Annotated in this window: 24 protein-coding genes and 1 pseudogene; 8 read left to right on the top strand and 17 right to left on the bottom strand. The window is 54.7% G+C overall.

Annotation, left to right across the window (positions count from 1 at the left end):
- Window positions 1-13 precede the first annotated feature (13 nt).
- The 6 genes from Har1129_RS08635 to Har1129_RS21185 form a co-directional block, all read right to left on the bottom strand.
- On the bottom strand, window positions 14-409 hold the full coding sequence (locus Har1129_RS08635; RefSeq protein ID WP_151100290.1) for a hypothetical protein: 396 nt from the start codon (window positions 407-409) through the stop codon (window positions 14-16).
- Between the two features lie 72 nt (window positions 410-481).
- Window positions 482-847 (bottom strand): hypothetical protein, encoded by a 366-nt coding sequence (locus tag Har1129_RS08630; protein ID WP_151100289.1) that lies wholly within the window; start codon window positions 845-847, stop codon window positions 482-484.
- Between the two features lie 3 nt (window positions 848-850).
- Window positions 851-1,342: a hypothetical protein gene (locus tag Har1129_RS08625; RefSeq protein ID WP_151100288.1), complete on the bottom strand. Its 492-nt coding sequence runs from the start codon at window positions 1,340-1,342 to the stop codon at window positions 851-853.
- Between the two features lie 103 nt (window positions 1,343-1,445).
- Window positions 1,446-1,862, bottom strand: coding sequence for a hypothetical protein (locus Har1129_RS08620; RefSeq protein ID WP_151100287.1), 417 nt, complete (start codon window positions 1,860-1,862; stop codon window positions 1,446-1,448).
- Between the two features lie 74 nt (window positions 1,863-1,936).
- Window positions 1,937-2,599 carry a DUF6735 family protein gene (locus Har1129_RS08615; protein ID WP_151100286.1) on the bottom strand — a complete coding sequence of 221 codons (663 nt, stop codon included), beginning with the start codon at window positions 2,597-2,599 and terminating at the stop codon, window positions 1,937-1,939.
- Between the two features lie 67 nt (window positions 2,600-2,666).
- Window positions 2,667-2,798 carry a hypothetical protein gene (locus tag Har1129_RS21185; RefSeq protein WP_255518364.1) on the bottom strand — a complete coding sequence of 44 codons (132 nt, stop codon included), beginning with the start codon at window positions 2,796-2,798 and terminating at the stop codon, window positions 2,667-2,669.
- 88 nt (window positions 2,799-2,886) lie between these two features.
- On the opposite strand from Har1129_RS21185, the gene Har1129_RS08605 reads away from it, so the two are divergent.
- On the top strand, window positions 2,887-3,852 hold the full coding sequence (locus Har1129_RS08605; RefSeq protein WP_058984734.1) for a hypothetical protein: 966 nt from the start codon (window positions 2,887-2,889) through the stop codon (window positions 3,850-3,852).
- A 6-nt stretch (window positions 3,853-3,858) separates the two neighbouring features.
- Window positions 3,859-5,454 carry a hypothetical protein gene (locus Har1129_RS08600; protein ID WP_151100284.1) on the top strand — a complete coding sequence of 532 codons (1,596 nt, stop codon included), beginning with the start codon at window positions 3,859-3,861 and terminating at the stop codon, window positions 5,452-5,454.
- A gap of 265 nt (window positions 5,455-5,719) precedes the next feature.
- Here the strand turns inward: Har1129_RS08600 and Har1129_RS08595 are convergent, their stop codons facing one another.
- A complete protein-coding gene (locus Har1129_RS08595) occupies window positions 5,720-5,908 on the bottom strand; it encodes a hypothetical protein (protein WP_151102118.1) in 189 nt (62 codons plus the stop codon).
- A gap of 138 nt (window positions 5,909-6,046) precedes the next feature.
- Window positions 6,047-6,928, bottom strand: a complete 882-nt coding sequence (locus Har1129_RS08590; RefSeq protein WP_151100283.1) for a hypothetical protein — start codon at window positions 6,926-6,928, stop codon at window positions 6,047-6,049.
- A 144-nt stretch (window positions 6,929-7,072) separates the two neighbouring features.
- On the opposite strand from Har1129_RS08590, the gene Har1129_RS08585 reads away from it, so the two are divergent.
- A complete protein-coding gene (locus tag Har1129_RS08585) occupies window positions 7,073-8,302 on the top strand; it encodes an RNA-guided endonuclease TnpB family protein (protein ID WP_151100282.1) in 1,230 nt (409 codons plus the stop codon).
- 126 nt (window positions 8,303-8,428) lie between these two features.
- Here the strand turns inward: Har1129_RS08585 and Har1129_RS08580 are convergent.
- A pseudogene (locus Har1129_RS08580) lies at window positions 8,429-8,680 on the bottom strand (transcription initiation factor IIB family protein); the annotation flags it as partial.
- A 119-nt stretch (window positions 8,681-8,799) separates the two neighbouring features.
- Between Har1129_RS08580 and Har1129_RS08575 the strand changes: the two are divergent.
- Window positions 8,800-11,337 (top strand): class I SAM-dependent DNA methyltransferase, encoded by a 2,538-nt coding sequence (locus Har1129_RS08575; RefSeq protein WP_151100280.1) that lies wholly within the window; start codon window positions 8,800-8,802, stop codon window positions 11,335-11,337.
- A gap of 2 nt (window positions 11,338-11,339) precedes the next feature.
- Here the strand turns inward: Har1129_RS08575 and Har1129_RS08570 are convergent, their stop codons facing one another.
- The 6 genes from Har1129_RS08570 to Har1129_RS08550 form a co-directional block, all read right to left on the bottom strand.
- A complete protein-coding gene (locus Har1129_RS08570) occupies window positions 11,340-11,597 on the bottom strand; it encodes a hypothetical protein (protein ID WP_225307786.1) in 258 nt (85 codons plus the stop codon).
- A 142-nt stretch (window positions 11,598-11,739) separates the two neighbouring features.
- Window positions 11,740-12,564 (bottom strand): IS5 family transposase, encoded by an 825-nt coding sequence (locus Har1129_RS08565; protein ID WP_151100279.1) that lies wholly within the window; start codon window positions 12,562-12,564, stop codon window positions 11,740-11,742.
- Between the two features lie 109 nt (window positions 12,565-12,673).
- Window positions 12,674-13,360: a hypothetical protein gene (locus Har1129_RS08560; RefSeq protein WP_151100278.1), complete on the bottom strand. Its 687-nt coding sequence runs from the start codon at window positions 13,358-13,360 to the stop codon at window positions 12,674-12,676.
- Window positions 13,357-14,079: a DUF429 domain-containing protein gene (locus Har1129_RS08555; RefSeq protein ID WP_151100277.1), complete on the bottom strand. Its 723-nt coding sequence runs from the start codon at window positions 14,077-14,079 to the stop codon at window positions 13,357-13,359. The genes Har1129_RS08560 and Har1129_RS08555 overlap by 4 nt, the downstream gene beginning before the upstream one ends.
- Window positions 14,066-14,191, bottom strand: coding sequence for a hypothetical protein (locus tag Har1129_RS21180; protein ID WP_255518338.1), 126 nt, complete (start codon window positions 14,189-14,191; stop codon window positions 14,066-14,068). Before Har1129_RS21180 ends, Har1129_RS08555 begins: the two co-directional genes overlap by 14 nt.
- Before the next feature lie 166 nt (window positions 14,192-14,357).
- Window positions 14,358-14,744: a hypothetical protein gene (locus Har1129_RS08550; protein ID WP_151100276.1), complete on the bottom strand. Its 387-nt coding sequence runs from the start codon at window positions 14,742-14,744 to the stop codon at window positions 14,358-14,360.
- Between the two features lie 108 nt (window positions 14,745-14,852).
- Here Har1129_RS08550 and Har1129_RS08545 point away from each other — a divergent pair, with 108 nt between their 5' ends.
- On the top strand, window positions 14,853-16,970 hold the full coding sequence (locus Har1129_RS08545; protein ID WP_191906263.1) for an AAA family ATPase: 2,118 nt from the start codon (window positions 14,853-14,855) through the stop codon (window positions 16,968-16,970).
- 31 nt (window positions 16,971-17,001) lie between these two features.
- On the opposite strand, the gene Har1129_RS08540 is transcribed toward Har1129_RS08545, so the two are convergent.
- A complete protein-coding gene (locus Har1129_RS08540) occupies window positions 17,002-17,928 on the bottom strand; it encodes a hypothetical protein (RefSeq protein ID WP_151100274.1) in 927 nt (308 codons plus the stop codon).
- 54 nt (window positions 17,929-17,982) lie between these two features.
- Between Har1129_RS08540 and Har1129_RS08535 the strand changes: the two genes are divergently transcribed.
- From Har1129_RS08535 to Har1129_RS08525, 3 genes are all read left to right on the top strand, one after another.
- Window positions 17,983-18,942 (top strand): hypothetical protein, encoded by a 960-nt coding sequence (locus tag Har1129_RS08535; protein ID WP_151100273.1) that lies wholly within the window; start codon window positions 17,983-17,985, stop codon window positions 18,940-18,942.
- A 43-nt stretch (window positions 18,943-18,985) separates the two neighbouring features.
- The gene (locus Har1129_RS08530) at window positions 18,986-19,186 is read left to right on the top strand and encodes a hypothetical protein (RefSeq protein ID WP_151100272.1); all 201 of its coding nucleotides are present in this window, start codon (window positions 18,986-18,988) and stop codon (window positions 19,184-19,186) included.
- Window positions 19,187-19,500: 314 nt separating this feature from the next.
- Window positions 19,501-23,277, top strand: coding sequence for a hypothetical protein (locus tag Har1129_RS08525; RefSeq protein ID WP_225307785.1), 3,777 nt, complete (start codon window positions 19,501-19,503; stop codon window positions 23,275-23,277).
- A gap of 376 nt (window positions 23,278-23,653) precedes the next feature.
- Here Har1129_RS08525 and Har1129_RS08515 read toward each other — a convergent pair whose 3' ends face one another.
- Complete coding sequence (locus tag Har1129_RS08515) at window positions 23,654-24,625, bottom strand: homing endonuclease associated repeat-containing protein (RefSeq protein WP_151100271.1); 972 nt, start codon at window positions 24,623-24,625, stop codon at window positions 23,654-23,656.
- Between the last annotated feature and the right edge of the window lie 182 nt (window positions 24,626-24,807).

Raw genomic sequence — 24,807 nt, 5'->3', positions numbered from 1 at the left:
CTTAACGCGTGCTCTACGCCAGATGCGACACCTCTGATGGTTCCTCGACGTCGTCGAACTCGCCGTGCTCGACAGGTTCCCAGTCCTCACCTGGCTCTGGACTCCACCAGTCGACATTGTAGGCGCCCGGTGTGCCGAGGATCTTCACGCGCGCCGACCCATCAGGCAAGTCGCGGCGCAGTTTCTCGTCGACGTGGAGGTTCCAGGTCGTGGTAGAATCGAAGCAGGCGAGCACGGCCTCCTCGTAGCCGCGCGTCTCTCGGGATTCCTGGAGTTCGACCTGGGTGTTGCAGTTCTTGCAGAACACCCCCTCGAAGGGGATGTGAGTGAAGATCTCCTGCCCGCAGACGGGACACCAGAGGAAATCGAACAGTGCCTCACTGTGTCGGTCAAGTACTTCGAGGGTCATTGGTTGACTACCCGGTCGTACCGGGCCACCACCTCGTGCCCGGCCGAAAAACAGCGCCCACCGCTCGCTCACTCACCGTTCGGCGCCGTAGACGATGCGTGAGGGGGCTTCGTACCCACAGTTGGGGCAGTCGTACCACCGCTGGACTTTCGCCCCGTCTGCTGCCTTCTCGCCGACGCGAACGTCGTTGTTCGGACACTCCGGGCAGTTGAGGTCCGGAGCCGGCCGCTCCCGGAGTTCGTCACGGAACGACGTCGCGTCCTTCGTCTCGTACCCCCGCGACCACACCGGATAGCCGTCGACGAGGATTGCCCCACGCCATTTGTACCGGTAGGAGTCCGGGGCTCGATGCAGGACGGCTCGCGCACCGGTCTCGGTGTTCCGATACGCAAGCGTCGGCGAGCGGCTCTCGCGTCGCCAGTTGGTGATGCGAGGCATTGGTTAGAAGTGGACGTCAGCGGGCACGATCCAGAGCTCTTCACTCTCCTCGAGGAGTCGATCCAGCTGTCCACGGTGACGAATGCCGGTTCCGTGTTCGGTGTACAGGAAGATCGTCGGGCCATCGTACGCACCGACCTTGTGGAAGGCGTGCCGGGCGAGGTCCTCGTCGCGCATGATCTCCTCGTCGGCGAGCTCGTCGATGGCCTCTTTCACCCGATCGAGATTCCGTTTGAACTCTTCCTTCGTCGCCTCCCAGCCACGCTCGAGGAGGTCTTCGCCGTCATCAGAGTCGACGGGGGCTGCAGTCGGGAGCTCACCCCATCGCGCCTTCCCAGCAACGGACGTGTCTTCCTCGTCGAAACAGACGTAGTAATCGAAGACGGCGCCGGCGTGTGGGTCCGCGCCGACCAGTCGGTCGAACACCGTCTTTCCGGTGGCCAGCGCGTCGTCGTGCGTCGATGCCTCTACCAGTGCGTAAATCACCATATGCATCTCGAACACCTCGAAACGCCGACGCACCGGGGGTCGTTGCTCGCTCCAGCTGCGCCGGCACCCATCGCCGGCGCTCGAAAAACCTGCTCGTGACCGCGGATTCTCAGGCCTCGTCCGCTCGTTCGACAGTGATAGTCAGGTCGCCCGACGCGTAGTCTGCCGCGAAGTCGACCGCGAACGCGTCCGACTCGTAGGCGGTGTGGTAAGCACGGTGGCGTTCGAGCGAGCCTGTCGCCTTGAAGTGGAAGAACGCGGCCGCCGTGTAGGGCTTGCTCTGTGTTTCGACCTGCGACTCGACGGATGCGGGGAGCACGATTTGGGGCGTTTCCGTGTCGATACTCGCAGCGAACTCCTTCGCTTCCTCGACGGTTGCTTGCGAATGTGCCGGTGTCTCGCCGGTCAGCACGTTCACCGGAGTTTCCGTGTCGTCGGTGAACAGGACGTCTTCGAAGGTGTGTGTTCCGAGGATCGCCTCGGGATCCAACTCGCAGTCGTGAAACGGGTCGTCGTTTGAGGTCATCGAATCACGAGCCTATGGCGGGGCTCACCCATTCCGACCCCTGAAAAACAGCAGTTGCTACGTAGCAGATCCAACTAGGAGTGGTTGAGGCTCGCCTTCTCAAAGGGTGATTCTCCGGTCGGGATGAGCAGCTGCTGCCGGTCTCCGACCCGCTCGGCGAGCTTCCGTTTCAGGTACTGCCTCGCCGTCGACGGCGTGAAGACGCCCTTGTCGAGCATATCGCCGACGACGTCTTTGAGGGCCGCGAACTGTCCCTGTAGGTGGCCATCGCCAACCGGATCGCCGTCGTACCAGCGCACCGTCGCGAGCGCACCGTTCCCGACCGTCTCTCCCTGTTCGACCGTCTCCGAGTCGTACTGGAGTCCGAACCACAGCGTCCGGTAGGCGGTCACCTCGAACGTCGTCGACACCACGAAGAACGCCTCGTGGTGGAGGTAGTCGAGATGGTCAGCGACGATCTCGTCGAGGGTGAGCCCGGTGGCGCGGGGCTTCGGCTCGACGACCGTCGACGGCCGGTCCTCGCCGGCGAGGTAGCCGTCGACGGCTTCTGCCTCGAGGCCATCGGCCAGTTCCGCCAGCAGCTGTTTCGCCCACTTGGAGTCAGTGTCGTCGCCACCGAACGGCGTCTCAGCCGAGATTCGGTGCTTGAGCTTCAGGTTCGCTGCGCCCCAATGGCTGTAGTGGAGCGTGTACTGTCTGTCTGTGCGTTCGTACGCAACGAGCGCGCGGTGTCCCATCGAGCAATCACCTCACGGGGCGACCGCGACTGGATCACCCCGCACCCCTCCCGGGGGACGAACAACGCTACTCGTCGATCGGGTCGGGGGAACTGATGTCCGCGTGGAGGACTTCGCCGTCGCGATCGATGTACCGCTTCGCCAGTACGGAGAAGCAACACTTCGTGAACCCGGCCGTCTGAGTATCGAGTTCTTGCAAGAACTCTCGCCTTCCCCAGATTAGGTGTGACGGGAAGCAAGCGGGACGTTCACACAAGATATAATACAATTTCCTAGAAAATCGTACTATGGTTGAGGTAACGGGTATCGGCGTTTATAGCTGTGTCAAAACGGAAGGTGACGGTAACCCTGATCCTTCAACGGTAGGCGTCCTCGAAAACGAGGATTTTAACGATGACGCCGGCGCCGAGGCCTCCCGTATCTGTGAGGAGCTCATCGATACGGCACTTGGAAAGAAATACGGAGAATCTAAGAGTGCCAGGAACCACCGGTTCAGCGCTGAAGCCGAAGTGGAGCGATCCGATGATGGGGAATCAGTTCTCGATGTACTCGAGGAAGTCAGAAACGACGGGGATCTTGAGAAGTATAGCAAACATATTGCTGACTGGTATATCACCGAAATCCAATCTCGTTCTGACCTAATCATAGTCGCACCGTTCGAAGAACACGACCGCGAATTTGTGGCGGTGATTAAGACCCCGTTCCTCCCTGATGCACACGAAATCGATACCGACGAAATGTTCGTCGAGCACGAGAGAATTATCCGGGAAGAAACAGACAAGAGCATCATCTACCCCTTTTATGATGAATTTGAGGATGAGGCGGACTCTGATCGAGCGCGCGTATATCAACGGGATGGCAGTCAACACTACGCGAAATACTGGTGGCGATTTCTCCGACTCGAAGAAGAGAAACACCCTGACGAACTTGTAGAGAACTCCCTTGGTCAGCGGATGGACGAAGGGGATGGAGAGTTCGATTCGTTGGATGACTTCACCGAATTTGTCGCAGAAGAGTTCGACACCGAGGTCGGACAGGAGGCAACGGTTTCGGTAGAGATCGCGAATACCTCCTTCCAAATTCCACTGAGTGAATTTCAGCAACAAGAAAACGTGCAATTGGCGAAAGAAGGTAATACGTACTATGTCGTTCTATCGGGAACACAACCACAGATGACGGTCGGGTCCGGGAGAAACAAACGCAGCGTGTTCGATGAAATTGACGATTTGCCGCACCCCAGCGACCTCTTCTAACTGGGTATGTCTGCTGAAGTTACTGAAGTATTGCAACAGGTACAGGCCCTTGAGTCCGAGGGAGAGGTAGAAACAACGTTAGCCGACATCGGGTTTACCGTTACAGCCTCCGATCTTGACAGAAACGATTTTATTAGCGTAGTAAAGGCCGTTCACAACCATCCTGAGTGGTTTACGGATTTCGAACTCCGATGTAGTTCCCCCACAATCCGGCTCTTTGGGAAAAGTGGGACAGGGGTCATGACACATAGTGATGGATTTGAGGAACTCACCGAATTAGACTTATCTACCGACCACGACAGAGCTGAGCGCGGTTTCAACAACTACCGTGATTCAGATATTGAGCGAGCAGCTGAGTTCGCTTATACACTTGTTAACGGTCTTCACAACGATGACGGCCAAAGCGTTACAATCACAGGTATTGTAGACAAATCGGCTATTGAGGAGGAGCTGGTATCGACGTTTCCAAGCGTCCTTCAGGGCGAGATTTCCGTGTTCCTCTGGCCTGATCCAGATACTCTTGGCCAGTGGATCCAGACCAAGTCGATTACTGATGTAATTGATGCATTTTTTGCGTTCGAGAAACTGCCTATATTTGTCTTTGAAAGCTCTGTCACTCCTATTTTCGGTGCCTCGGTTGTAACATCCTTAGAGGATATCAACGAACTGGGGGGCGAGGAACTTGCTGATGGTCGTGACAAGTATCAGGAGGCTATGCAGTGTGCCCGAGAGAGCACCGTTTGGCACGACGATCTATCTCCGGTTCCTCCAGCAGCTGTAATCTCGGTCATTGACCTGATTTCTGGATTCCGTCCTGTACTCGTGTACAGCGTTTTCGGGGTGTTCTCTTCGGCAGTTGAATCCAGAAACGGCTTGATTAAGTTCATAGTCACTTCAGAGCCGACAACCTTTACAAAACAGGTCAATCCTCATGAAGTGAGTCAAGACTACGATTCATCCGCAATCGAAGAACTCGTATCTGCATACGAGATCTATGCGGAACATGAGGATAAGGCGGCGTTCCGGGATTTTTGGCGACTTGCAATTGCTAACACCTGCGATGATTTACTCGACTTGCCGAACCACGTTGACGAGGTAAGGGACTACTACAGGGATTTGCAGGTTGATGCTATCGAGAAGAACTTCGACGATCTGAGCGACGCGATTCAGCAAATTCATTCCTTTATGACCGGGCTGACGAACCGGGTTTCTGACGCGGCCACTCAGCTATCCCGCCAGATTCAGACTCTGTTGTTCACGCTCATCGGGACAATCATAGCGAATCTCTTTCTCGTTCTACGCTGGAACAACGTCACCTACGTACCACCATTCAGCCTGTTCATCCTCGCTGTACTGGTCGGCTTCTATTTCCCGCTAATTCAAGATCGGATTGAAGACCTGTCCGAACTGCGGAAGGAGGTTGAGAAAGATTATGAGATGTATGAAGCTGAGATTCGACGATTTAGCGAGCAGATTTTTGACTTCGAGGAGTTAGAAGGACGAAAGGATTCCTACATCAGAATAGCGAAGAAGAAGGAGGGATGGGCACAGGATCGGCTAGATCTGATATTCCGGTTATTGATGACCATTTGGGGGGTTTAGCAATCTGGTCTTTTGTTGGTTATGAGGCTGTGAGTATGCAGACCATCGTAGGCATCGTGTCTCTAGTCGGATTGATCGGTATCTGGTACTACCACTCTAAAAACGAATATTTCGATCTACGGTACATGGTTGGATGTGTTGCCGCAAGTTTAGGCGCTCTAGGGGTACGAATCCTAATGGTACTCGGGATTGGGGGGTTCTAACCGGCTGGCAGGGTGGATAAAACGACGCTAAGGCGATCTCCTGAGCACAACTGGAGACGCAGTTAGGAGTCTGCGTGGGCGTCCGCCCCAGCTCCGTCGCCCGGCCGCGTGAGAAGGCTCACCTCTTCCAGGAGGTCTCTCGCGGTCTCGACTCGCTTTCGATCCGCGTCGTCCAACCGGTCGACGTCGAGTCGGTTGAGATTGCTGAGTATACGATGCATCCGGTAGCCCTGTTTGAACTCTTGCTCCATCGGAAGCGCCTCACCGCTCGCCGGCGCGGAAAGACTCCCTAGCGAGATTGGCATCGGGCTTGCAGGAAATCACAGTCTTAACCAACGAAACTCGACGGTACTCGCAGATTGTTGGTTAATCGACGCCTAGCACTGGCCCTACTCGAGACCAGGTCCGTAGCGAGCCGAGCCACACACCCGGCACTCCCAGATCGGTTGTCCCGTCCATACCTCATCTGGGACTGATTCATGGGTCTTGAACCGGTGGTCGGTTGCCCGGCCACAGTTTTGACAGTCGAGTTCCTGAGCCGTCGGTACCGACCACTCCTGCTGATCAGCCCCAGCTTCGCCAGCGGATTCGGTCAGCGCCATCGCTGGAACCAGCCACACCGCGTCGTCGGCGTCGTCGAGGACCGCGTCGAGACGCGACGCGCCGCGGATGCCGTCCCCACGCTGGTCGTAGAGCCGCGTCGGGGCCTGTTCCTGACGCTCCGACGCTTCCTGCCCGCGCCACCCAGTCCGGTCACGGGCGGCACTGAGAAGCCGCTCTCCCTTCTCTGACGACACCTGTACCGCGTCGGGGAGTAAGGGCCATTGTTCGGCCAGCTGGCGCGCCGGCGCCTCGTCGAGATCGTAGATGAGCGTATAGTCGTCGACGGTCGGCTCCGCCTCGTTGGCGGAAAGGAGGTTCGCCGCGGCGCCGCCCTTCGCCACGGCGCCGTAGAACGTGGTCGACTCGACGACCAGGTGGATGATGCCGAGGACCGTCGTCGACGCTGTCTCGTTGGTGCTAGTGGCGTCACCATCGAGATGGTTGGTGAGACAGAACCGGCATTTCGTCTGGGCATCTGGGACTGACGCCCCACACGACTGGCACTCGCCGTCGGTTACCGTCGGCGCATCAGGGTAGCCACCAGCGCTCGTCGCGACGCGTTGCCGCCGGGGGGCACCTTCACACCCGTCGTCCAGCCTCGTGTCCGGAATGTGGGACGCCTCGCCGGTCGGCCGCAGTTCCTCAAAGTCGGAGTAACGACCGTTCATAGATACCACCCTGTGGAAACCGATTCCCGCAGCTGAGGGAAGGAGTGTGTTCGCTTGCCTACGCTACCGCCGTTGCCGGTGGAGGGCAGCATCCCCCACCTGACTATATTAATACATTTAAGCATAGATTGAGTTGTGAGTTGTATGGAGGTCCGTCGAACTGTCCCGGTCAAACTCGACGTGACCGACGAGCAGGCGGACCTGCTCCACGAGACGATTGACGAGTTCCTGTGGGCGGCCAATTACGTCGTGGACTCCGCGTGGGACGGCGAGTGGGCTGAAACCCGTTCGTCCGTCCTGCATGAGATGACCTATGACGAGGTTCGCGAGCAGACGCGACTCCACAGCAACCACGTCCAATCGGCTCGTAACCGTGCGGTTGACGCGCTCAAGAGCGTCGTCGCCGAGTGGAAGAACGGTGAGTACGCTTCGATTCCGACGTTCTCCTCGGCGTTCTGCGAATACAACCAGCGCAACGCCACGTTCCATGACGACCACGCCGTGTTGTCTACCGTCGATGGGCGTGTCACCGCCGAGTACGTCTTGCCCGACAAGACCCGTGACACGCCCCACTCGAAGTACCTGCGTTCTGAACGATGGGAGACGACAGGCGCGACACTCCACTATCGCCGTGGTGACTTCTACCTCCACGTTCGAACAAAGGCGGACGTGGACGATCCCAAACCGGCCGAGAACGGAACGGTTCTCGGTGTGGACCTCGGGATCGAGAACATCGCCGTCACCTCGACTGGCGCGTTCTGGTCTGCCGACGAACTCAACCACTGGCGAACAGAGTACGTCCAGCGCCGCAAATCGCTCCAAGAGTGTGGGTCGCGGTGGGCCCACGAGAACGTCCAAGCGGTCGGGCGCAAGGAGACAGGGCGTTTCGAGCAGTATCTTCACTGTGTCGCGAACGAACTCGTAGACGAGGCAGCTGAAAATGGCTGCACGGTGATCGCCTTCGAGAACTTGACGGATATCCGCGATCGGATGCCCGATGCCCGTAAGTTCCACGAGTGGGCGTTCCGTCGTCTGTACGACTACGTCTCGTACAAGGGCGAGGGACGCGGGATTCAGGTTAAGCAGGTAAACCCGAAGAACACGTCCCGACGGTGCTCGTCGTGTGGGTTCACCCACGAGGACAACCGCCCGTCGCAGGACACCTTCCGCTGTCAGTCCTGTGGATACGAGAACCACGCGGACTACAACGCAGCGAAGAACATCGGCTATCGCCTCCTTCGCAACCAAACTGGCGGCGAAGGAGGCGCACCCGTAGGCGTGCGCTTGAACACCGGGATGCTGAACGCGAACGGGATCAAACCCGTACCAGATTCGGTTAGAGCGGGAGTCCATGGTGAAAGTCCGCCTCTTTAGGTGGGCTAGGTTACAGAGTAGTCTACAGAGAACTTCGCTCGTCTTCGTGTTTAAATCGTAGCGTGGATAGAACGATGTGCAGTACAGACGGAAAGACAGTGGACTGCGTCAGGCGACCTGTTCCTCCTACGTATCTCGGTGTGCCCGGACAGTCGCCCTCGAGGCGTTCGCCACGTCCGCGGCCTCGAATTGCGTCAGCCATCGGCCCTCTTCGCGACCGGCTTTGTAGAGGCAGGCTGCGGCGAACCCGGCCGGATGGACGCCCGTCGTCACGCCGCGCTCTTCGGCCTGCTCCGCCAGGGTCCGGGCCCGCTGTCGGATTTCGTCCGGACACTCGAGGTCCGACGCAAGGCGGGGCACGAACATGTTGAGGGAGACGCGGTCAAAGCTGCTTCTGACCTGTTTTCTAAGCCCGTGGTGTTGTTGTTCGAAGCTGGTTCGTATCCCCTTGATTGACCTAACGCTGAAGAGAGTTGGTGTCGAAACCTGTGACAATAATGATTCGTGAGCGGTCTCCGGAAATAGATCTTCATTCAGTTTCTGAGGAATTGGAGTCGGTCTCTGAGGTACTATCTGCGACGCTTGATAGAGGCGGTTTAGTCGTCGAGCTGGAGGACCAGTCTCTCCGGGTGATCCCTACAGATCGTTTCCATTCGGCGGAGGGAGAGCCGGAAGACACGGACAATGTGCTGTATGCAACTAAAAACGGCTTTATCGAGCTCAGTGAGGAGGGATTCTTTCAGTACGAACTATCGGACTCCACGGACCACAGCATACTGCTAACCCAGATCGTTACTGGAGAAGGAAGCTCTAGAGAGATAGATTCGTTTGAGATGATGGATTTGCTTGCTGATGCAGGCTATTTGCCGCCTTACACTCCGGAGCCTCTGAGAGAACTGATGGCGGGTTGGGCCGTTTCAGAGAAGGACTATTCGGTGCTCGATATAGCTGCGGGAACAGGATCTCTAATGCAAAAAGCCGCTGAATACACAGAAGGCTCGAAATTGGTAGGCATCGAAATCGAACCACTGTACGCTGATTTAGCCCGTAACAGGCTAAAAGAGAATGAGAACGCCGAAATAGTTACTCAAGACTTCTTTGAATGGCAACTACCTGGGACATCTTCAGGTGACGAGGAGGCGGAGAAGTTTGATGCGGTCATTGGCGACCCGCCCATGGGAAGGCTGTTCCACGTCAGCCCAGAAAGACGTGAAAGGATCCAAAAATGGGCTCCTGGCAGAGGAAAGATCGCTTCAGCAGCCTTTGTCACTAAAGCTGTTTCACACCTGAAAGAGGGTGGTAGAGGGGCGTTCTTGCTTCCGAAAAGTGCATTGAAGCAGGGCTTATTAGAGGAGTTGACTGAAAGCTGCGGGATCCACCGGGTAATTGAACTGCCTGTTGGTCCGATAGGCAGTGCTCGTTCCACGGAGTTGGTACTGCTCACGGTAATCAAGGAAGATAGACCACGAGATGTACGTGAGACAGGGATTGGGAAATTCAATCAGACGGAGTTACCTGAGAACGCTCGGGGATTGTTCGAGCAGCCGCTCGACAAGATACTCCAGAATCGCTACAACCCCTACAACGTGGAGTTGGTAAAGGCGTCCCACGAGGATTTGGAAGGTAGGAACGTGGTGCGGATCCTGTCGAACCCGCCTATCTATGATATCATCACTTCTGACGGCTTCACTCGTTTCGGCGATCTCTCAGGTGTCGAGGCAGGAAGCGGGCTCAGTACAGGTAACAACGACTTCTTCTATTTCAGCGAAGAGGAACGGGAGGACTCCGGTATCGATGACAAGTTCTTCCGACCGGTAATCAAGAACCCATCCAGCGAAATCAGGGCTATCACCTCTGATGACATTGATCTGTACCTTCTAGATCTCCAGTCCTACACGGACGAACTCGAATCAGAGGGAGTAGAGATTACTGAAGCTAATGTAGTAGAGGAATTGAGAGAGGATGGCCACAACGAATTGGCAGAGTATATCGAAAATGAACCAAGGCGCTACAACCAGGAGGGCCCGGTATTCGAAGTAGATTATCGGGGTGTGTTCAGGAATCCAGACCTGGTTATCCCTAAGATTTTCGATAACCCGCGTTGTTACAGGGTTGAGGTTGAGGATGCGTTGTTTGATACTGCTATGATCGGATTGCAGGCAGAGACCGATGAGATACGGGATTCTCTGGCTCGGCTATTGAATACGCCGTTGTATAAGGAATTCTTCCAGACGTATGCCGATCCGATAGACTTGGACTGGTACCGGCTCAATTTTGGATCTCTACGAGATATCCCCGTTATCAAGGGTGCCCTGAGCCAGGCCCTGTTCAACCGTATGGAGCCGTTCTTCCCTCCCGAGGATGACGGAGACCTGGTCAGTTTGAACCAGCTCTTGATAGAGAGCTGTGAGAGTGATAGTGAGAAGGAATCAATCCGCCGGTACCTTGCGTCCAGAGATGATTTCGCATGGTCCTGGTTTATGACTCCATCTGAGTTTGAAGAGTTTCAACAGTTACTGGAGTCAGATGAGGAAGCAGCCCGTGAGTTCATTGTTGAACGATTTGAGGAAGAGCTTCTCGACAAGGCTCGGAATACATTCGAGAATATCGGGTTCTTTGAGGATCGGAGTGAGTTGTTGAACGACTTATTGATGGAGTTTGAGCAGGGGCATTACAGAGGTTTTCTTGCTGGTATTGTTCTCCAATTTGAGGGGGTGCTGGGAGATTTAGTGGAAGAAACAGGCGGGGAGATTATCGAGAAGGATCATGAGACGAAATTCAAGATGCCGGGAAGAGGCCGGACCCAGACGAAGAATCTGGGTAGTCTGATATCGCAGTTCTTTGATGGCGTATTCAGCACTTTCTTAGATGAGACTGTAAGGCAGAGACGTAACAAGATCGCCCACGGCGACATTATAGAGAACAGCCGCGAGCTCTCGATCTACTTCTTCATATCATTCTATGCACTCTGCAACGCTTCTCTGAACGAATACGTGCGGCTAGCTGAGGAAGATCAAATCGGAGTATCCGTCTGATATCATCCGAGCTGAACTATCCGTGACAGGAGACCCTTGTTTTGGTTGATGTTGAAGGGGAACCAGTTTTGGAGTGTTTCGTCGGCTTTGATTTGGATGTGGTTGCCGTCTTGTGTTGCGCGTGCTTCGCTGGGTAGTGTGCGGGCGTATTTTCTGACGCTGCTGTAGACGCCGAGTGAGTCGTCGAATTTGGCGATGAGGTTGCCGTTCCGTCTTTTGAATTCGTCGAAGCCAGTTTCGTAGATATCTCTGGTTGCCATTGTTCTCACCGTGTTCAGGAACTCGCCAGTACGGCGAACCCCTCACCCATCGAGGGGTCGATAAACGCTATCGAGTACGGCCCTCGGCTTAATTGGCTTGTGGTTCAGTAATGTGCTCTGTTGAATAGATGCTGAGTCACAGTTAGAGCGGTTCACAGAGCGGTTCTATGTTTGTGATGGCGAACATCAGGATGATTTCACGGAACTGCCGATACCAGCCAAGCGCTCGCACGGCATCGCCGAGCGAGCGCTTGACCGTCGAATACGAGGTTTCGGCCATCCACCGCTGAAAGTAGCCTTTTGACCGAATGAGCGCGTTATTCGCAGTGGCGTTCAGTGACGAACCACGGTAATGAACGAGGTAGTCGATATCTAGTGCGGCAATCTCGTACTCGGTGTTCCAGTCTTGGAAAGCATTGTCAGCGGCGACGGACAGCAGGTCGTCCGCGTTCCGGCGGACGACCTGCGGTCCAGTCTTGGTGTCGTGTTGCCACCGTGCAGAGATGTGCACGTCAAGCACAGCAAGGGACTCCACATCGGTTAATGTCGTCACTTTCACCGTCTGAACACTGTTTCCAGAGCGTTGGCGGTAGTACGATGAAGAGATGCGGCGGTCGAAGAACGTGCTGTCGAGTGCTGCATGACCGGACTGCGGGTGTTGCTGCGCTGAAACGCGCAGCAACGCCCGCCAGACCCACATTTTCAGCCGGTCGAAGGACTTGTAGATCGTTGTGTAGTCCGGGAGCTCGTCCTGGTCAAGATCAAGAAGCTCACGGAGTTCAGCCATATATTCCAGCCGATTCGGCGTTTCACGGTAGCTGTACTCTTCTTCGACCCGGAAACAGTGCAAGACGACGTGGACCCAGCGGGCGAACCCGCCGCTGGCGGGCTCGCCCGCGTGCTTCCCTAACGCTTGTTTAGCTAGATGCCGACACTGTTCAACGAAGTCGAGGATGTCGATCTCCATGGACAGAGTCGATTTCCTCGGCTTCATCCTTCTACTCCGTGATATCAGTAGATTAGACTGCTATTCAACACAGCACAGTAATGTACCCCTCAGACAGCTGGTTTGCCCGCTACTCCCGTGGATGGATCTCGGTGAGTTTGACGGCCCGCTTTTCACATTCCATCTCTACTCGCTCGTAGCGCCGCTGAGCCTTCGCCGTACTCTGACTATCGTCCTCTCCCTGCTGGAATAGGTTCTTGTTTGAGACGACGATGAGGTGCCTTGATTCGGCATTCGAGAGATCGCCTAGCTTGGCTAAATCCGCGGAGAAATGCGGCCACTCGTCGATATTGTTGCGTTCGAACCTCGCACCGGCGACGTCCACGTTCTTGATGTACTTGAGCTCGATTGCGTGTTTGACCGACGCGGCCGAGAAGTACTTGCTTCCGTCGATCAGGCGGACTGTGACGCTTGGGCTCTCTACAGTCGGCAGGCATTCGAGGTCATCATACTCCGACTCGTGATGCGGTTCTAGAATTGCGATATCGAGGCTCCGATTCCCGTCGCCGGACATGCCGAAATTCACCTCCGGTTGAACACTACTGATGGACTGTGGCTTCGCGATTCGGTCGAGATACTTTCGCTTATACCCGGTTGCATCGGCCGTGTTGTAGCCCCCGCGTACCTGAATCGTCGTTCCCACCTTTGCCCGTAGGAGTTCGAGGAGCCGGGCTTGAAGCGCGGTCTCGACTGTGAACCCCAGAGGTGTCTCTTGAAACTCAGCGTCTAGTCGATTGATTGCCTCCTGAACCGTCATAGTTTACTCCACGAGCTATCTGCAAGCGCGGGTGTGGTCGGGTAGTAGATACGCGGGACCTCCGGATCTGGGTCTTCTGGGACGCTCTGTAACTCCTCACTCTGCGCGGCGAGTGCGAGGGCCATTGAATCGAGAATGTCGTCTCGACGGACGTCCTTCCGGAGAGTGTCGTCAAGTACCTGTTCGTACCCGTCGTCCATGCCAGAGTGCCTCTGTTCGAGGAGGTGCCGACGGAACACGAGTCCTCGCTTCGAAGACTTCGAGTAAGCGATCGGCTGCCCGTTGAGCGCGTAGAAACAGAGCTCCGGATGACTCTCGTAGATTGGCCCGTCGTAGGTCTCGCCCACGACCTCTCGTACCTCGTTGATTTTGTCGCTGATCGCGTGGGCTTGCTGGGAGAGACCGTGCATCATCTGCTCTCGATGCATCGCGTTCGCCTCGTCGTAATCCTCAATGGCGGCTGCAGACTCACACGGCGGAAAGAACACGGAGTTACCACGGCAGCCGAGTAGGTCACGCGCTTTGATGTCGCAGCGGCGCCTACCCCCCGTCGGGAGCCCGACTGGGATATCCACGAACACTCGAGCCTCCTGGAAGTCTGATTGAACTTCCGAAAAGTCCTCGTATAGTTCCGTTTCGATGCTGCCTTCGGTAAGGGCAGTCGCGAACCATCCGTATGGGCAGGCATCGACACCGACCGCGCTCTCAGCCCTTGACATCTTCCTTGATGAGTGCGCCGATGTGCAGCCCGATGATGTCACGGGGGGCGTGGAGCTCCTGTAGCGTCGCCCCCACCTTCGCAGTATCAATCCTTTCTTCGGTCCTTGACATTCTTTCTCACAAATGGATAGACGTGGAATGAGCGTTTCGGCGAAGATTCGGGAGCGCGCTTATGAGGCATTACATGCTAGTCTTGGTTCACTCGTTTTCTGACTTGGAGTGATCATACTCAATGTAGCTGAGTGATTTTGCGAGACCCGCAGAGACAGCCCTCAACTTATCCCTCGGTTTCGGGACTGTATGCCAGTACTTCAGCGTCGATGAGACGAACCGCGTCATCGTAGAATTTTCCCTCCACGGTTCCCTCGAAGTGCTCCAAGGTCCCCTCTACTACTGCTTGTTCCTTGCCCACCTGCCGGCCCTCTTTTGGAAGCCGTCGAGCATCGTTACAGTTCGCACAGAACCGAAACCGTTGATACCAGTCTTCGTCACCCCGTTCGTGGTCTTTGACGTAGGAAATGATGACGCCATCACCACCCTCCATACTCTCCTTGCAGTTGTGGCGACCGTAGTCGACCTTCCCCATCTGTGGGTGCCCCTGACAGTGGACGACACCTCCAGTAGTGTGCTTGACGACATCCCCGATGAATTCCTCCCGATTCATTAGGTTAGAATGTTTCCTTTACACCCATTAACCTAACGAGCAGAAGAGTCGGTGTGTCCGAAGGTTCTTTCTTATCAGGCCAGAACAGTATTCCAAGAAATGCCTCGGATGCGTGAAGACGAGTTCTACTCCGTTCTTCAAGCTGTGGATGACGGTGTCCAGACTGTTCACATCTCGGGGCAACCGGGCGTCGGGAAGAGTACGTTTCTGGAGGACTTGGAAGATGAACTCTCGGAGTGGTACCGAACCCGAGTGCTCTACGTCCGTGAAGGCAACACTCCTACAACACTCTCCCAAGATCTCCTCATCGAAGCCCGAGACGCGGTCGGGACTCTCAGTGCTCTCATAAACAGAGCAACTGGGGTAAGCGTAGGAATTGGTCCTGTAAGTGGCGGTGTCTCCACCGACGACCGCGCACGACACCTTCGAAAGTTAGCCAGTCTCTCGGAGTCCGTCAACGAGTACAAACGACTCATCTTCTTCGTCGACGACGTACACAAGCTCGACGAACCGGAGGTCACACGAGACTTCCTCCGTGAACTATCTTCAACTCTCGGAGAGAACGTTCACCTCATCACGGCAGGCCGCCTGACATTTGAGGACGCTGACTACACTGTCCACCTGGAAACGTTCTCACGCGAGGAGACTGCGAACTATCTCCAAGAAGAGTACCCGAACGTCGACGACGAAACGATTGACGGCGTCTACGAGAATTTAGAGGGCCATCCCTATTATCTCGGTCTACTTAGGGAGGCTGCAGGTGACGACAGTACGTTCGAACTTCCCACAGAGGACACACGAGACTTCATCGAGAGAGCGTACCTGGACTCTATGTCGGCGGAAGAGGAAGAGTTCATTCGGAAGACCGCGGGACTTGCTGAATTGGACGAGGCCATCTGTTCGGCAGTATTGGACGATGTAAGTAGTACACAGGCTCGGCGAATCCTCGACTCTCTGAGCACCAAGGCGGTGGTTCAGGAATTAGGTCGTTCAGAGGACACTGGAGATAGAGTATTCAAAGTCCACGACCTCTTCCAAGAATTCCTCTACGAGCAACTCGATAACCCAGAACAACTCCATCGAGCAGCGTTCCAATACTACGCAGGGAGGCTCTACGATGAGGTTGAGGGGAGTGAAGCACCAATGCTGGAGGGATTCGTGTACGGGTTGCTTGGGAATGCCCACTTGGAGGAGATCTACGACGGAGACCCGGAGGTCGAACAATTTCGTGAGGAAGTAGATCGGTTGGAGTTTGAGCCTCATGAACGTCTCCAGCTCATGTTCGGGTACGCTCCATACGCACCTACTCCTGGAGACCAATCCGCTACACTGCTCGCTCTGGAATTAGATGACTATACGGAATGGATTCGTGGTCTGGAACCAGAAGATGACGGGGAAGAGCTGAAATTCGAGTTCGTCGGAGTACTGTTCGATTTGATGCGAGCCACAGTCCGACCCAATTCCGATGTCGACTTCGAGGAGTCTTCTGTGGAGATCTACGAGTCCACGTTACAGCGGGTCGAGGACTTCGACTTCGTCGCGTTCTTCGATGAAGACGAGCAAGACGCGGCCCAGATTATCCCAGACATGCTCCGTCTTTGTGTACACGTATCTGCCCACAGAGACCTTGAGGAGGGCGAACGCGACGGTGAACATCTGGCTGCAGCATACGACGTACTGGAGAAGTATGGACTGAATCGGGTTGCCATCGAGGGAGTCATTGACAACTGCCGCGAATTGGCTGAGGAGTACGAAGCAGGCGAGCAGGCGGAAGAGATGATAGAGGGCCAGATGGAGGAATTCTTCGGACAGTTTGACCAAGACGACGCGACCCGGAATACCCTCATTCGAATGCAGTCAGACCTCTACAGCGAGATGATGGAACTGGCGAACTCGGCGTTCACTGCGATGATTTCAGAGTCCGACCGCCTACTGGAGTTCATCCACGAGTGCGGTGACAGTCTGGAGCAAGCAGATAATCCATTCTTCGTTGCTGCGTGGTACTCGTTCGCTGCCCACGTCTACCGGATGTTCGCCCCGAATGCGGATTCCACAAGGGAGCTGGAAGAAGCTGCTCAGCACTATGCAGAGGTCCGTATGGAGTACGAAGAAGATCTGGATAATCCTATCTATGAAATCGAAGAGTTCGAAGTCTACGACATGGACTTCCCTGACTTGATGAACGAGATCGCCAGTAGCGATGGAGACCGCCAGCTGACGGAATAAATCAAGATCTTAGCTGCTTGCGGCGGAAAGACTACAGATCCGGATTCCTGTAAGGAGATGAGATTGCGAAGAGATCGATATCCTCAGAGATTTGTGAGATCACATTCTGAATCACCGATTCAAAATTAACATCGGCAGTCACCACCTCGTACGTATTCTCGGCAAATTTCCGGTACTCGTGGACGACTTCCTCTGCCTTGGCCGGAATGTCTTCGAGGCCTAGATCCGAGAATTCGCGGAGTATCGCGAGTGTCTGCGTTGCCATCGAGGTTAGATATGTTACGAACTCATCGGGGGTTCGGAGTGCTGCGGGCAGAATCCCCCGGATCGCGTAATGAATCTCGCTGAGCATTAGGCGATGAAGGCCTTTCAACGCCACATCTACTGAGCCAGAGAACCCACTATGACGAAGCGAGTACAGGAACCTATTGTTTAGATAACGCGTTCCCTTCCAGGCCATCCGATAATTGAGGGGAGTTGTGAACAGAATTGCTTCCGCAACGAACAAACCGATGGCGCGATAGAATTCGTGAAACCGTTTTGCAGCGATATCCTGAACTGACCCGATAGAGGTGTGCGCACGATCTAGTTTGTCTGCGCTTATCAAAAGATTGTGTCCGGCAATCACCAGTGCTACTCCGGAACTCAACTGTGCGCCCGTCATCGCAATACGAGCCAGTTTGCTGTGGCCCAGTCCGATTTGGAGGCTATCTTCTACGACTTCGACCGTCTTCCGTGTCCGTTGTAGATCTCTGTCGACACCACTGAAGAACGCTCTGATGTCTGTAGTCTCGTCAATGGCCGGCAGCTGAGGGTCGGTGATTTGATCATGAACCGAAGCCAGATCATCGGCCAGTCGGACTGACTGAACGCGTCGCTCTCCCCGTGCGTGCACTCGCAGTCCTGATCTGATGGTTGACTGAACATCAGCCACCCGTTCCGGGATCGGTTCTGCCACTATCGGATGGTTGCCCCGGAAGAATTTAAACATTATAGACAGTAGGCTGGAGTAGTGGAAGATCCGGATCGATCTACTGGCGGATTCGATCTCGAAGACCTCCGTGAAGAGGTTGCCCGTCGGAAATTATTGTTGGGTGTGGCCGTGCTGGGCGGTGGGTCACTTCTCATTACCCAATCGGATTCCACACAAAAGGAAGATACCGACGAACTCGCTCAGGCCGAAACCCGGCTTGTAGGCGTTGCTGGGCAGATCCACGACGCAGATCTTGCCAATCCTCGGGAAGCCTCTTTCCTCCACAATGAGATCACCCAAGCGGTGAAATCGGTTACTGATGCTCTCGATCAGTACGACCCGGGTGGACCCCAAACCGAGCAGCGGGTCGCCTCTCTTAATGCCGCGATAGACTACTACAACACGCTCGCGAGGACGCTCAATACAGGGACAACCCTCCTGTCACAGGTGGCTGATTCTGAACTGGAAGTACTCCACCACAAGCGAAGCCTCGGGTATGAACCTGTAACCGCATTCGACCTTGGATCATTCGAGGAGTCTATCACCCGACTTAGCCAGTCAAAAAAGGATCCTGAGACGGTCACCTCAAACGGTCGCAAGCTTGTTCCAAATCAGAGCCAAGTCATCGATTCCCTTCGCATTCAGCGTGATGTGTTCGGCCGACACCTTACTGCGCAGCAAACCTACCTTGGTACGGCCATGACGATCGAATCAGGTATCCGAGCCCACGAACAGTCACGATACGATACGGCTCGGTCCAAACTGAGTCAAGCCCGTGAGACGCTCTCATCAGGAATTCCACGAACTGAACTCTCCTACCGCTTGTCTAATGCCGGTCTTTCGCTCGAACAATACGCGACACTGTTGGACCTGCGACGTGAGGGAGTATCCAAACTGCTCAGCGTGTGTGATGAGTCCATCCCTGAGAAAGAGCGGCGTACAGTGGCCAATACAGCTCTCAATCACTTTTTCGAGGCTCGACAGGCCGTAACTAAATAAAATCCCACAGAAAACTTATGAAGCCTTCCTCAAACATACTGGTATGACCGAACAGATCGTCGAAGCAGCAGTCGCGGCTATGGTTCTAGCTGTTTGTTTCGGTGCTGCCGCTATCATTCTCGGGGCGAATGCGGGAGTTGTGAGCGGCCTGATTACCGTTGTTGTCAAGTTGGCCGCTGGTGTCGCTGTTATTGGTGTCTTTGCGGCTGTCATCCTATCCTTCGTACGGGCTGCTGCTCCCTGAGGGCCATCTAGCCCTCAATTTATCACAGGAAACTCTTTCTTCGAACTCCGAGTACGGTCGTGGCTGCCGGCCGACCGCAGGGAGGCCGGGAGCGGAGGGTGGGCGGTGGAGTCTGGGTCGGTCCGGCGCACAACAAAAAAGAATGGCACCGCACTCGCCTATTCGTCCCACCACCAGCCGCGCTCTGGGAACTATGTGGTCGGTGTAATGAACACTACTCAAGCAATGGGGAGTAAGCCAGTTCCAACCAGCAAAGGCGCTGGACCAGACTCAAAGACCGAGTATTAAACCACTCACCTGCAAAACCATCGAATATGGTTGATCCGGTCTCTATCAGCGCCAGTATTATTGCTTCTTCTACAGCGAAACACCTCTATGGGAAAGGCAAGCGAATGCACTTTCTGAATGAAGCTGTAGAAAACGCAGCTTCTCACGTAGCGGAGAGTCACGAGGGTTTGGATGCTGACGTCTTTATCACTATTTTCGAGGATGACCATGTAGTTGACCTCGTCGAAGAATTTGATGACGGAGGCGACTTGATTACTCCTTCAGATATTGCGGAGTCGTTCAACGAAGAGATGCTCGGCGAAGAGATCGAAGCTACGCCAGAGGACCTCGTGAACGAATTTCTGAATCAACTGGAGGTGGAGATCAGTGAAAACCAGGAACTTGGTCACAAGCTGATCATGGACTATTCGCAGCGAATCCACCAGCATACAGAAGATTTAGAGGAAGGTCAAACGGAGATACTTCTTGAGATCCAGGAGATAGCGGGCCGACTTCCGACGGACAAGAAATACAGGATTTTTCAGTCTATTCCGGAACGATTTCAGGAACGGCTCAACGGAGAACATCCGCATGATAGGTACGATCTCCCGTTCTTTGGCCGGGAAAGTGAACTGAATAAGATCACCGACTTCCCGAACTCCGGGGAAGACGTACTCATTCTCGCGGGACGGGCAGGGATCGGCAAGACAAGGCTCGTCGTTGAAGGCAGCCTACTCTTAGAGGCCGAAAAACCGGACTGGCAGGTATACTGGACAGATATACACGCCGGAAACATCGATGACGGACTGGAGGAACTCGAACTGGAGGATGAGAGGAACACTCTACTCTTCGTAGACGATGCCCGGAACGCGAACCAGATCAAGCGTCTGTTCGACCTCGCAGAACAGTACCAGCCCCATCTCAAACTCATATTTGCAGAGAGACCGCATTTCATCTCCTCACTACAAGATTACGGCAACCGATTCAATGATGTAGAAACGGAGACAGTCGAACTTCAGCCGTTGAACACGGAGGACGTCCACGAAATCTTACGAGAATATTACGGGGTTACTCACCCGACTACACTTGATCAGATCGTATCGATAAGTGAGGGCCTGCCTCTTTTCGCCCATCTCCTTGCGGAGCAGTTCTCCGGCGACGAACATACATCAGACCCTGTTGCCCAGGATGAATCACTTGAAACCGTCTTCGAAGACGTTCTTTCCGACATCCAGAAATTGGGGGAGCAACAAGGAGTTGGCAATCCGCAGAAGCTGGAGACCTACGTCAAGTATCTTTCTGCCATCGGTGAACTGGACACGAACAATGAGGACCTGCTACAGCAGTTCAGAGAAGCTATATCGGTGGACAGGTCCACCGAGATCGAGCTAAGGGAAATACTGACTGAAAACATCGGACTCGTGGCCGAGCATTCGAACCGTCTAACTGTCCAGCCTGATGCGCTCCAAGAATACATTGTCTACAACAGCTTCTTCTCCGACTCCCCACGCGATTACCAAGACGAAATCTACGACAACTTCAGTGAGTTCACCGGAAAGAATCAGATCAACCAGCTAGCGATAATTCACCGACGCTACAACTGTAGAGAGGCCCGGAAAACGATTCGAGACGCTCTAAATACGGAGATAGAGAACATAGGCGAATACGGATTCGCAAAAAGAGTCCGACTTCTTCGCCGGTTCAAGATTCTGGCGTCAACGCATCCCCATTACGCAATAGAACTCGTCAAAGCTGCACACCGCAAAGAACTACCAGAAGACCCGGATGAAGAACAGCTTTTCCGGAGCTCGATGTATACCGCTTCTCCAGCAGGAGATCTCATTATAGAGTCAACCGACCTGCTTTCCAACGCCTTACAGGGAGAGCCAGAAGACGCCACGTGGTGGCTGCTCTGGATTGCAGTTAATTATCCGCCTCAGTCACAGCTCCAGACCGGTAGCGCTGATCAAAAACTACGGCAGGCGCTGCGGCCAGGATTCAATAAATCTCCGGGGGCCCAGCAGAAGATTCTGGGAGTGGTCGGTGAACACTTCCTCTCGGGAGATCTCGACGACGAACTCAGACTTGATCTGCTTGATGTCATCGGAGAGGTTTCAAGCACCGAAATACACGATTTCTCTGTCGACCCAATCAACAGTTCCCAGATGCGATCCTGGCAGGGGAAAGTCCCTGTTACGGAGCCCTGGCTGGAACTCCGCGAACAAGCAGTCGCTCTTCTCATCGAGATAATCCAGGAAGATCCACACCCGGAGATACGGAAAACTGCTGCCGAGAAACTCGGGAGTTTCGAGAACTCGCAGGCCCGGTATTACGACGAACACCAAGAAGTATTCAACCAGAAGGAACTGGCCCGAGTACTCGAATTCGCCGCTGAATACGTCTCCGAAGACGAAGACTTGCCATGTATCGATGCACTGAGCCGGTTAGCCAAGCGAGAAAATGCGGATAAACTTGGAATCGAAGAGGAAACCCAGGAACTCCAGGAAGAATTAGAGGATAACGAGCGGTACCAACTTCTTCAACAAATGCGGCGCGGGGGGCCGAAAAAGATGGAGGAACGGGAAGCTGAAATCCGGAGCTTCGCAGAAGGAATCGATGAAGAGGAACTCGAACCAGGCGACTTCAAGGATATTGTCGCAGGAATTCGGGACTCCTCATTCAATCGGTTCTTCATGATACTCGCAGATGAGCGCCCGGATTTCGGCGAACAACTTCTCGAAGCAGATGATCCCGATCTCACACCCTACAAACCGCACGTCTTGATGGGGATCTGCTCTGCTGACCCTGAGAAGGGAAAGGACTTCGTCAACCAGTATATCGAAGAAGAACGGTTCAGCCTGGCTCCAGCCGGTCTCCGGTCACTAGCCACAGAGGATCTAGACTACGTACAAGAGAAAACCGAAGAACTACTAGAAAACCACTCTCCGTACTCTCCGGAACTTATCTCCGGTCTAAGCCAAGTTTTGAACGGGTACTGGGACGACCACCAAGAATGGACAGAATCAGTGCTTCGCACGCTTCTACACGATGCAGAATCACTTGACTCGCAGTCGGTAGAAATGGTGCTGCGTCCCCTCCCGTTACACAATGATGACTCAGAGAACGTAGATGGAGAAATTCTCGAAGGGGTGTTAGACTACGCCGAGAAAAGAGAAAACCTGGCCTCGGAACCACACAGCGTTCAACTCGTAATCGCAGAAGTCGCTGAGCGAAACCCAGAACAGTTCGTCAACTTCACTCTCCAACGACTGGAAAACGAATACACCGGCCTATCACTCCTACCGACACACCTGGATGTAGAAACAGACCGGATGAAAGAAGCGGACAGCTACGACGCCGCAGTAAACAAAGTCTGCCAACGGATTCTCGACACCGACTACTACACCCCTATGGCGTTTTCAGACCTCACCGCATGCTTCCCCATAGCAGATATTGCTGAACGACTCGTAGCAAGAATCCCAGATTGCTCTGAGGACCAGTTACTCCGAGTCATCTGGTATTGCAAGTTCCTCCCCGTAACCGAGAACACAGAGAAAATCTACCGTAAAGTTGTGACCGAAGGCGTTAACGACATCCGAGATGCAGAATCCGTTTCAAGCGTGATTCATGGAGCTCTATACACAGACGCTCTCGCTACTCGGAGTCTGTCCGGGGTCAGCAAAAAGGAAGACGAGATAGAGATGCTCCGCGACTGGCAAGAAGATCCTTCACTTCCATCCTCTGTCCGACTGTTCGCTGAAGAAGCTGAAGACCACCTCCTAGATAGTGTAGAGAGGCAAGAAGAGATGTACTATGACGAATAAATCCAGTTTCTCCGTAACCGTCTCTGCCTTGTCTCCCGCACCGATGCTGCTGAATTCGTTCGGATAACCCGACCTTCCCACAGACTGGGCACTCCTGCATGTGCGTTGGCGGTTGGGGCTCCCACTCTTCTAACGCGGCTCTAAGATGCTGCTGAACAGCGTCTGATTCTGCACGGGTCAATGCCTGTACCAGATGCATTCGTAGCCGCTCACGGCTTGTCGTTGAATGCTGGTTGTTCATAACGAGTTCCGGAGGACCGAACAGATGCCCTCCAGCCCTCCTGAGGGCGCAAAAACATCTCCATATGCGGATTCACCACAAGTCAACCGCAGATGTGGACTAAGGGTTTAGACGAGTTCTGACGTTATTAGCTGGCTACGAATGTCGAACGTCAGGCTGTAGTGGTGAAATCTGCTCCCACCGCGCGTGATGCTCAATACAGAGTGTGACTAGATTTTCGAGTGCATTCGCTTGCTCGTAGTCGATCTCTCCATTCTCGTCTCGGAATGACCGCAGCGGAACAATATGGTGTACGTGGAGGTCGCGTCCGTACTGGTTCCGGTGGCTTGCCCGTGTGTGGTCACAGTTCGGCCGCTGGCACTCGAACCCATCTCGTTGTACTGCTCGTTCACGCTGCTGACTCCACTTTGGCCCATACCACAAGCGATCCCGCTCTTTGCCACCGACCCACCGCGGATGGTCAGAGCCGCGAAACGGAGTATGTGGTTCGTAGCCTGCCGTCGTGATTGCTGCATCCCATCCACCGAACTCTCGAAGATAGCCCTTGATCGAGTATTGGCCGTGCTCGTCTAAATCAGCAATGGCTGGGACGTGACCGAGCTCCTCTGTGAGTCGGTGAATCTCTGCAAGAAGGTCTTCCCGTGGGATTTCTTCGTTATTTGGTTCGAACCCAGCACTCCGTAGAGCGTCGTTCCAGCTGCCAAACCGCTTGCTGGCGGTCTTCCGCGAGTACTTCCCGTGGTTGTTCATCTCGTCGACCGTTGGTGGATGGCCGAGTTGGTCGGCAAGCGCCTGGATGGCTTCGATAATCCGGTCTTTCGGGACGTTTGTGGGACGTCTGACCTCGAGACCTGCTGCCCGTAGCGCGTCATTCCACGTTCCAAAGTGACTCAGATACGTACTTCGCGAGTACTCTCCCTCGGTGTCCATCTCACTCATCTCCGGCGGATGCCCTTTCTCGGTGGCAAGCCGTTGGAGTTCGGTTATCAAGTCCTCTTCTTGGCGATCATCGCGGTGATACCACGAGATATGTCCGGCTTTCTTGCTCCCTGTTTCGAAGTCTTCCCCACAGAATTCACAGACGTACTCATGCGAATCATTGGACATGGTTGATTCAAGAGCGCGATGTTGTCGCGCCCGCACCCCTCTGGGGCTCGATAAACCCGCTCGGGTCGCACATCCCTTCCCGCGGTTTCCCGGATAAATGTTGGACTGGTGCGTAAGGTCGTGGCTGCGCGCGCAGCGACGGTAGGAGCGAGCACGGAGCGGAGGGTGGGGCGGTGGGGTCT

Source organism: Haloarcula sp. CBA1129, from assembly GCF_008729015.1.
Taxonomy (GTDB): Archaea; Halobacteriota; Halobacteria; order Halobacteriales; family Haloarculaceae; genus Haloarcula.
This window is presented reverse-complemented; position numbering and strand designations above follow the sequence as displayed.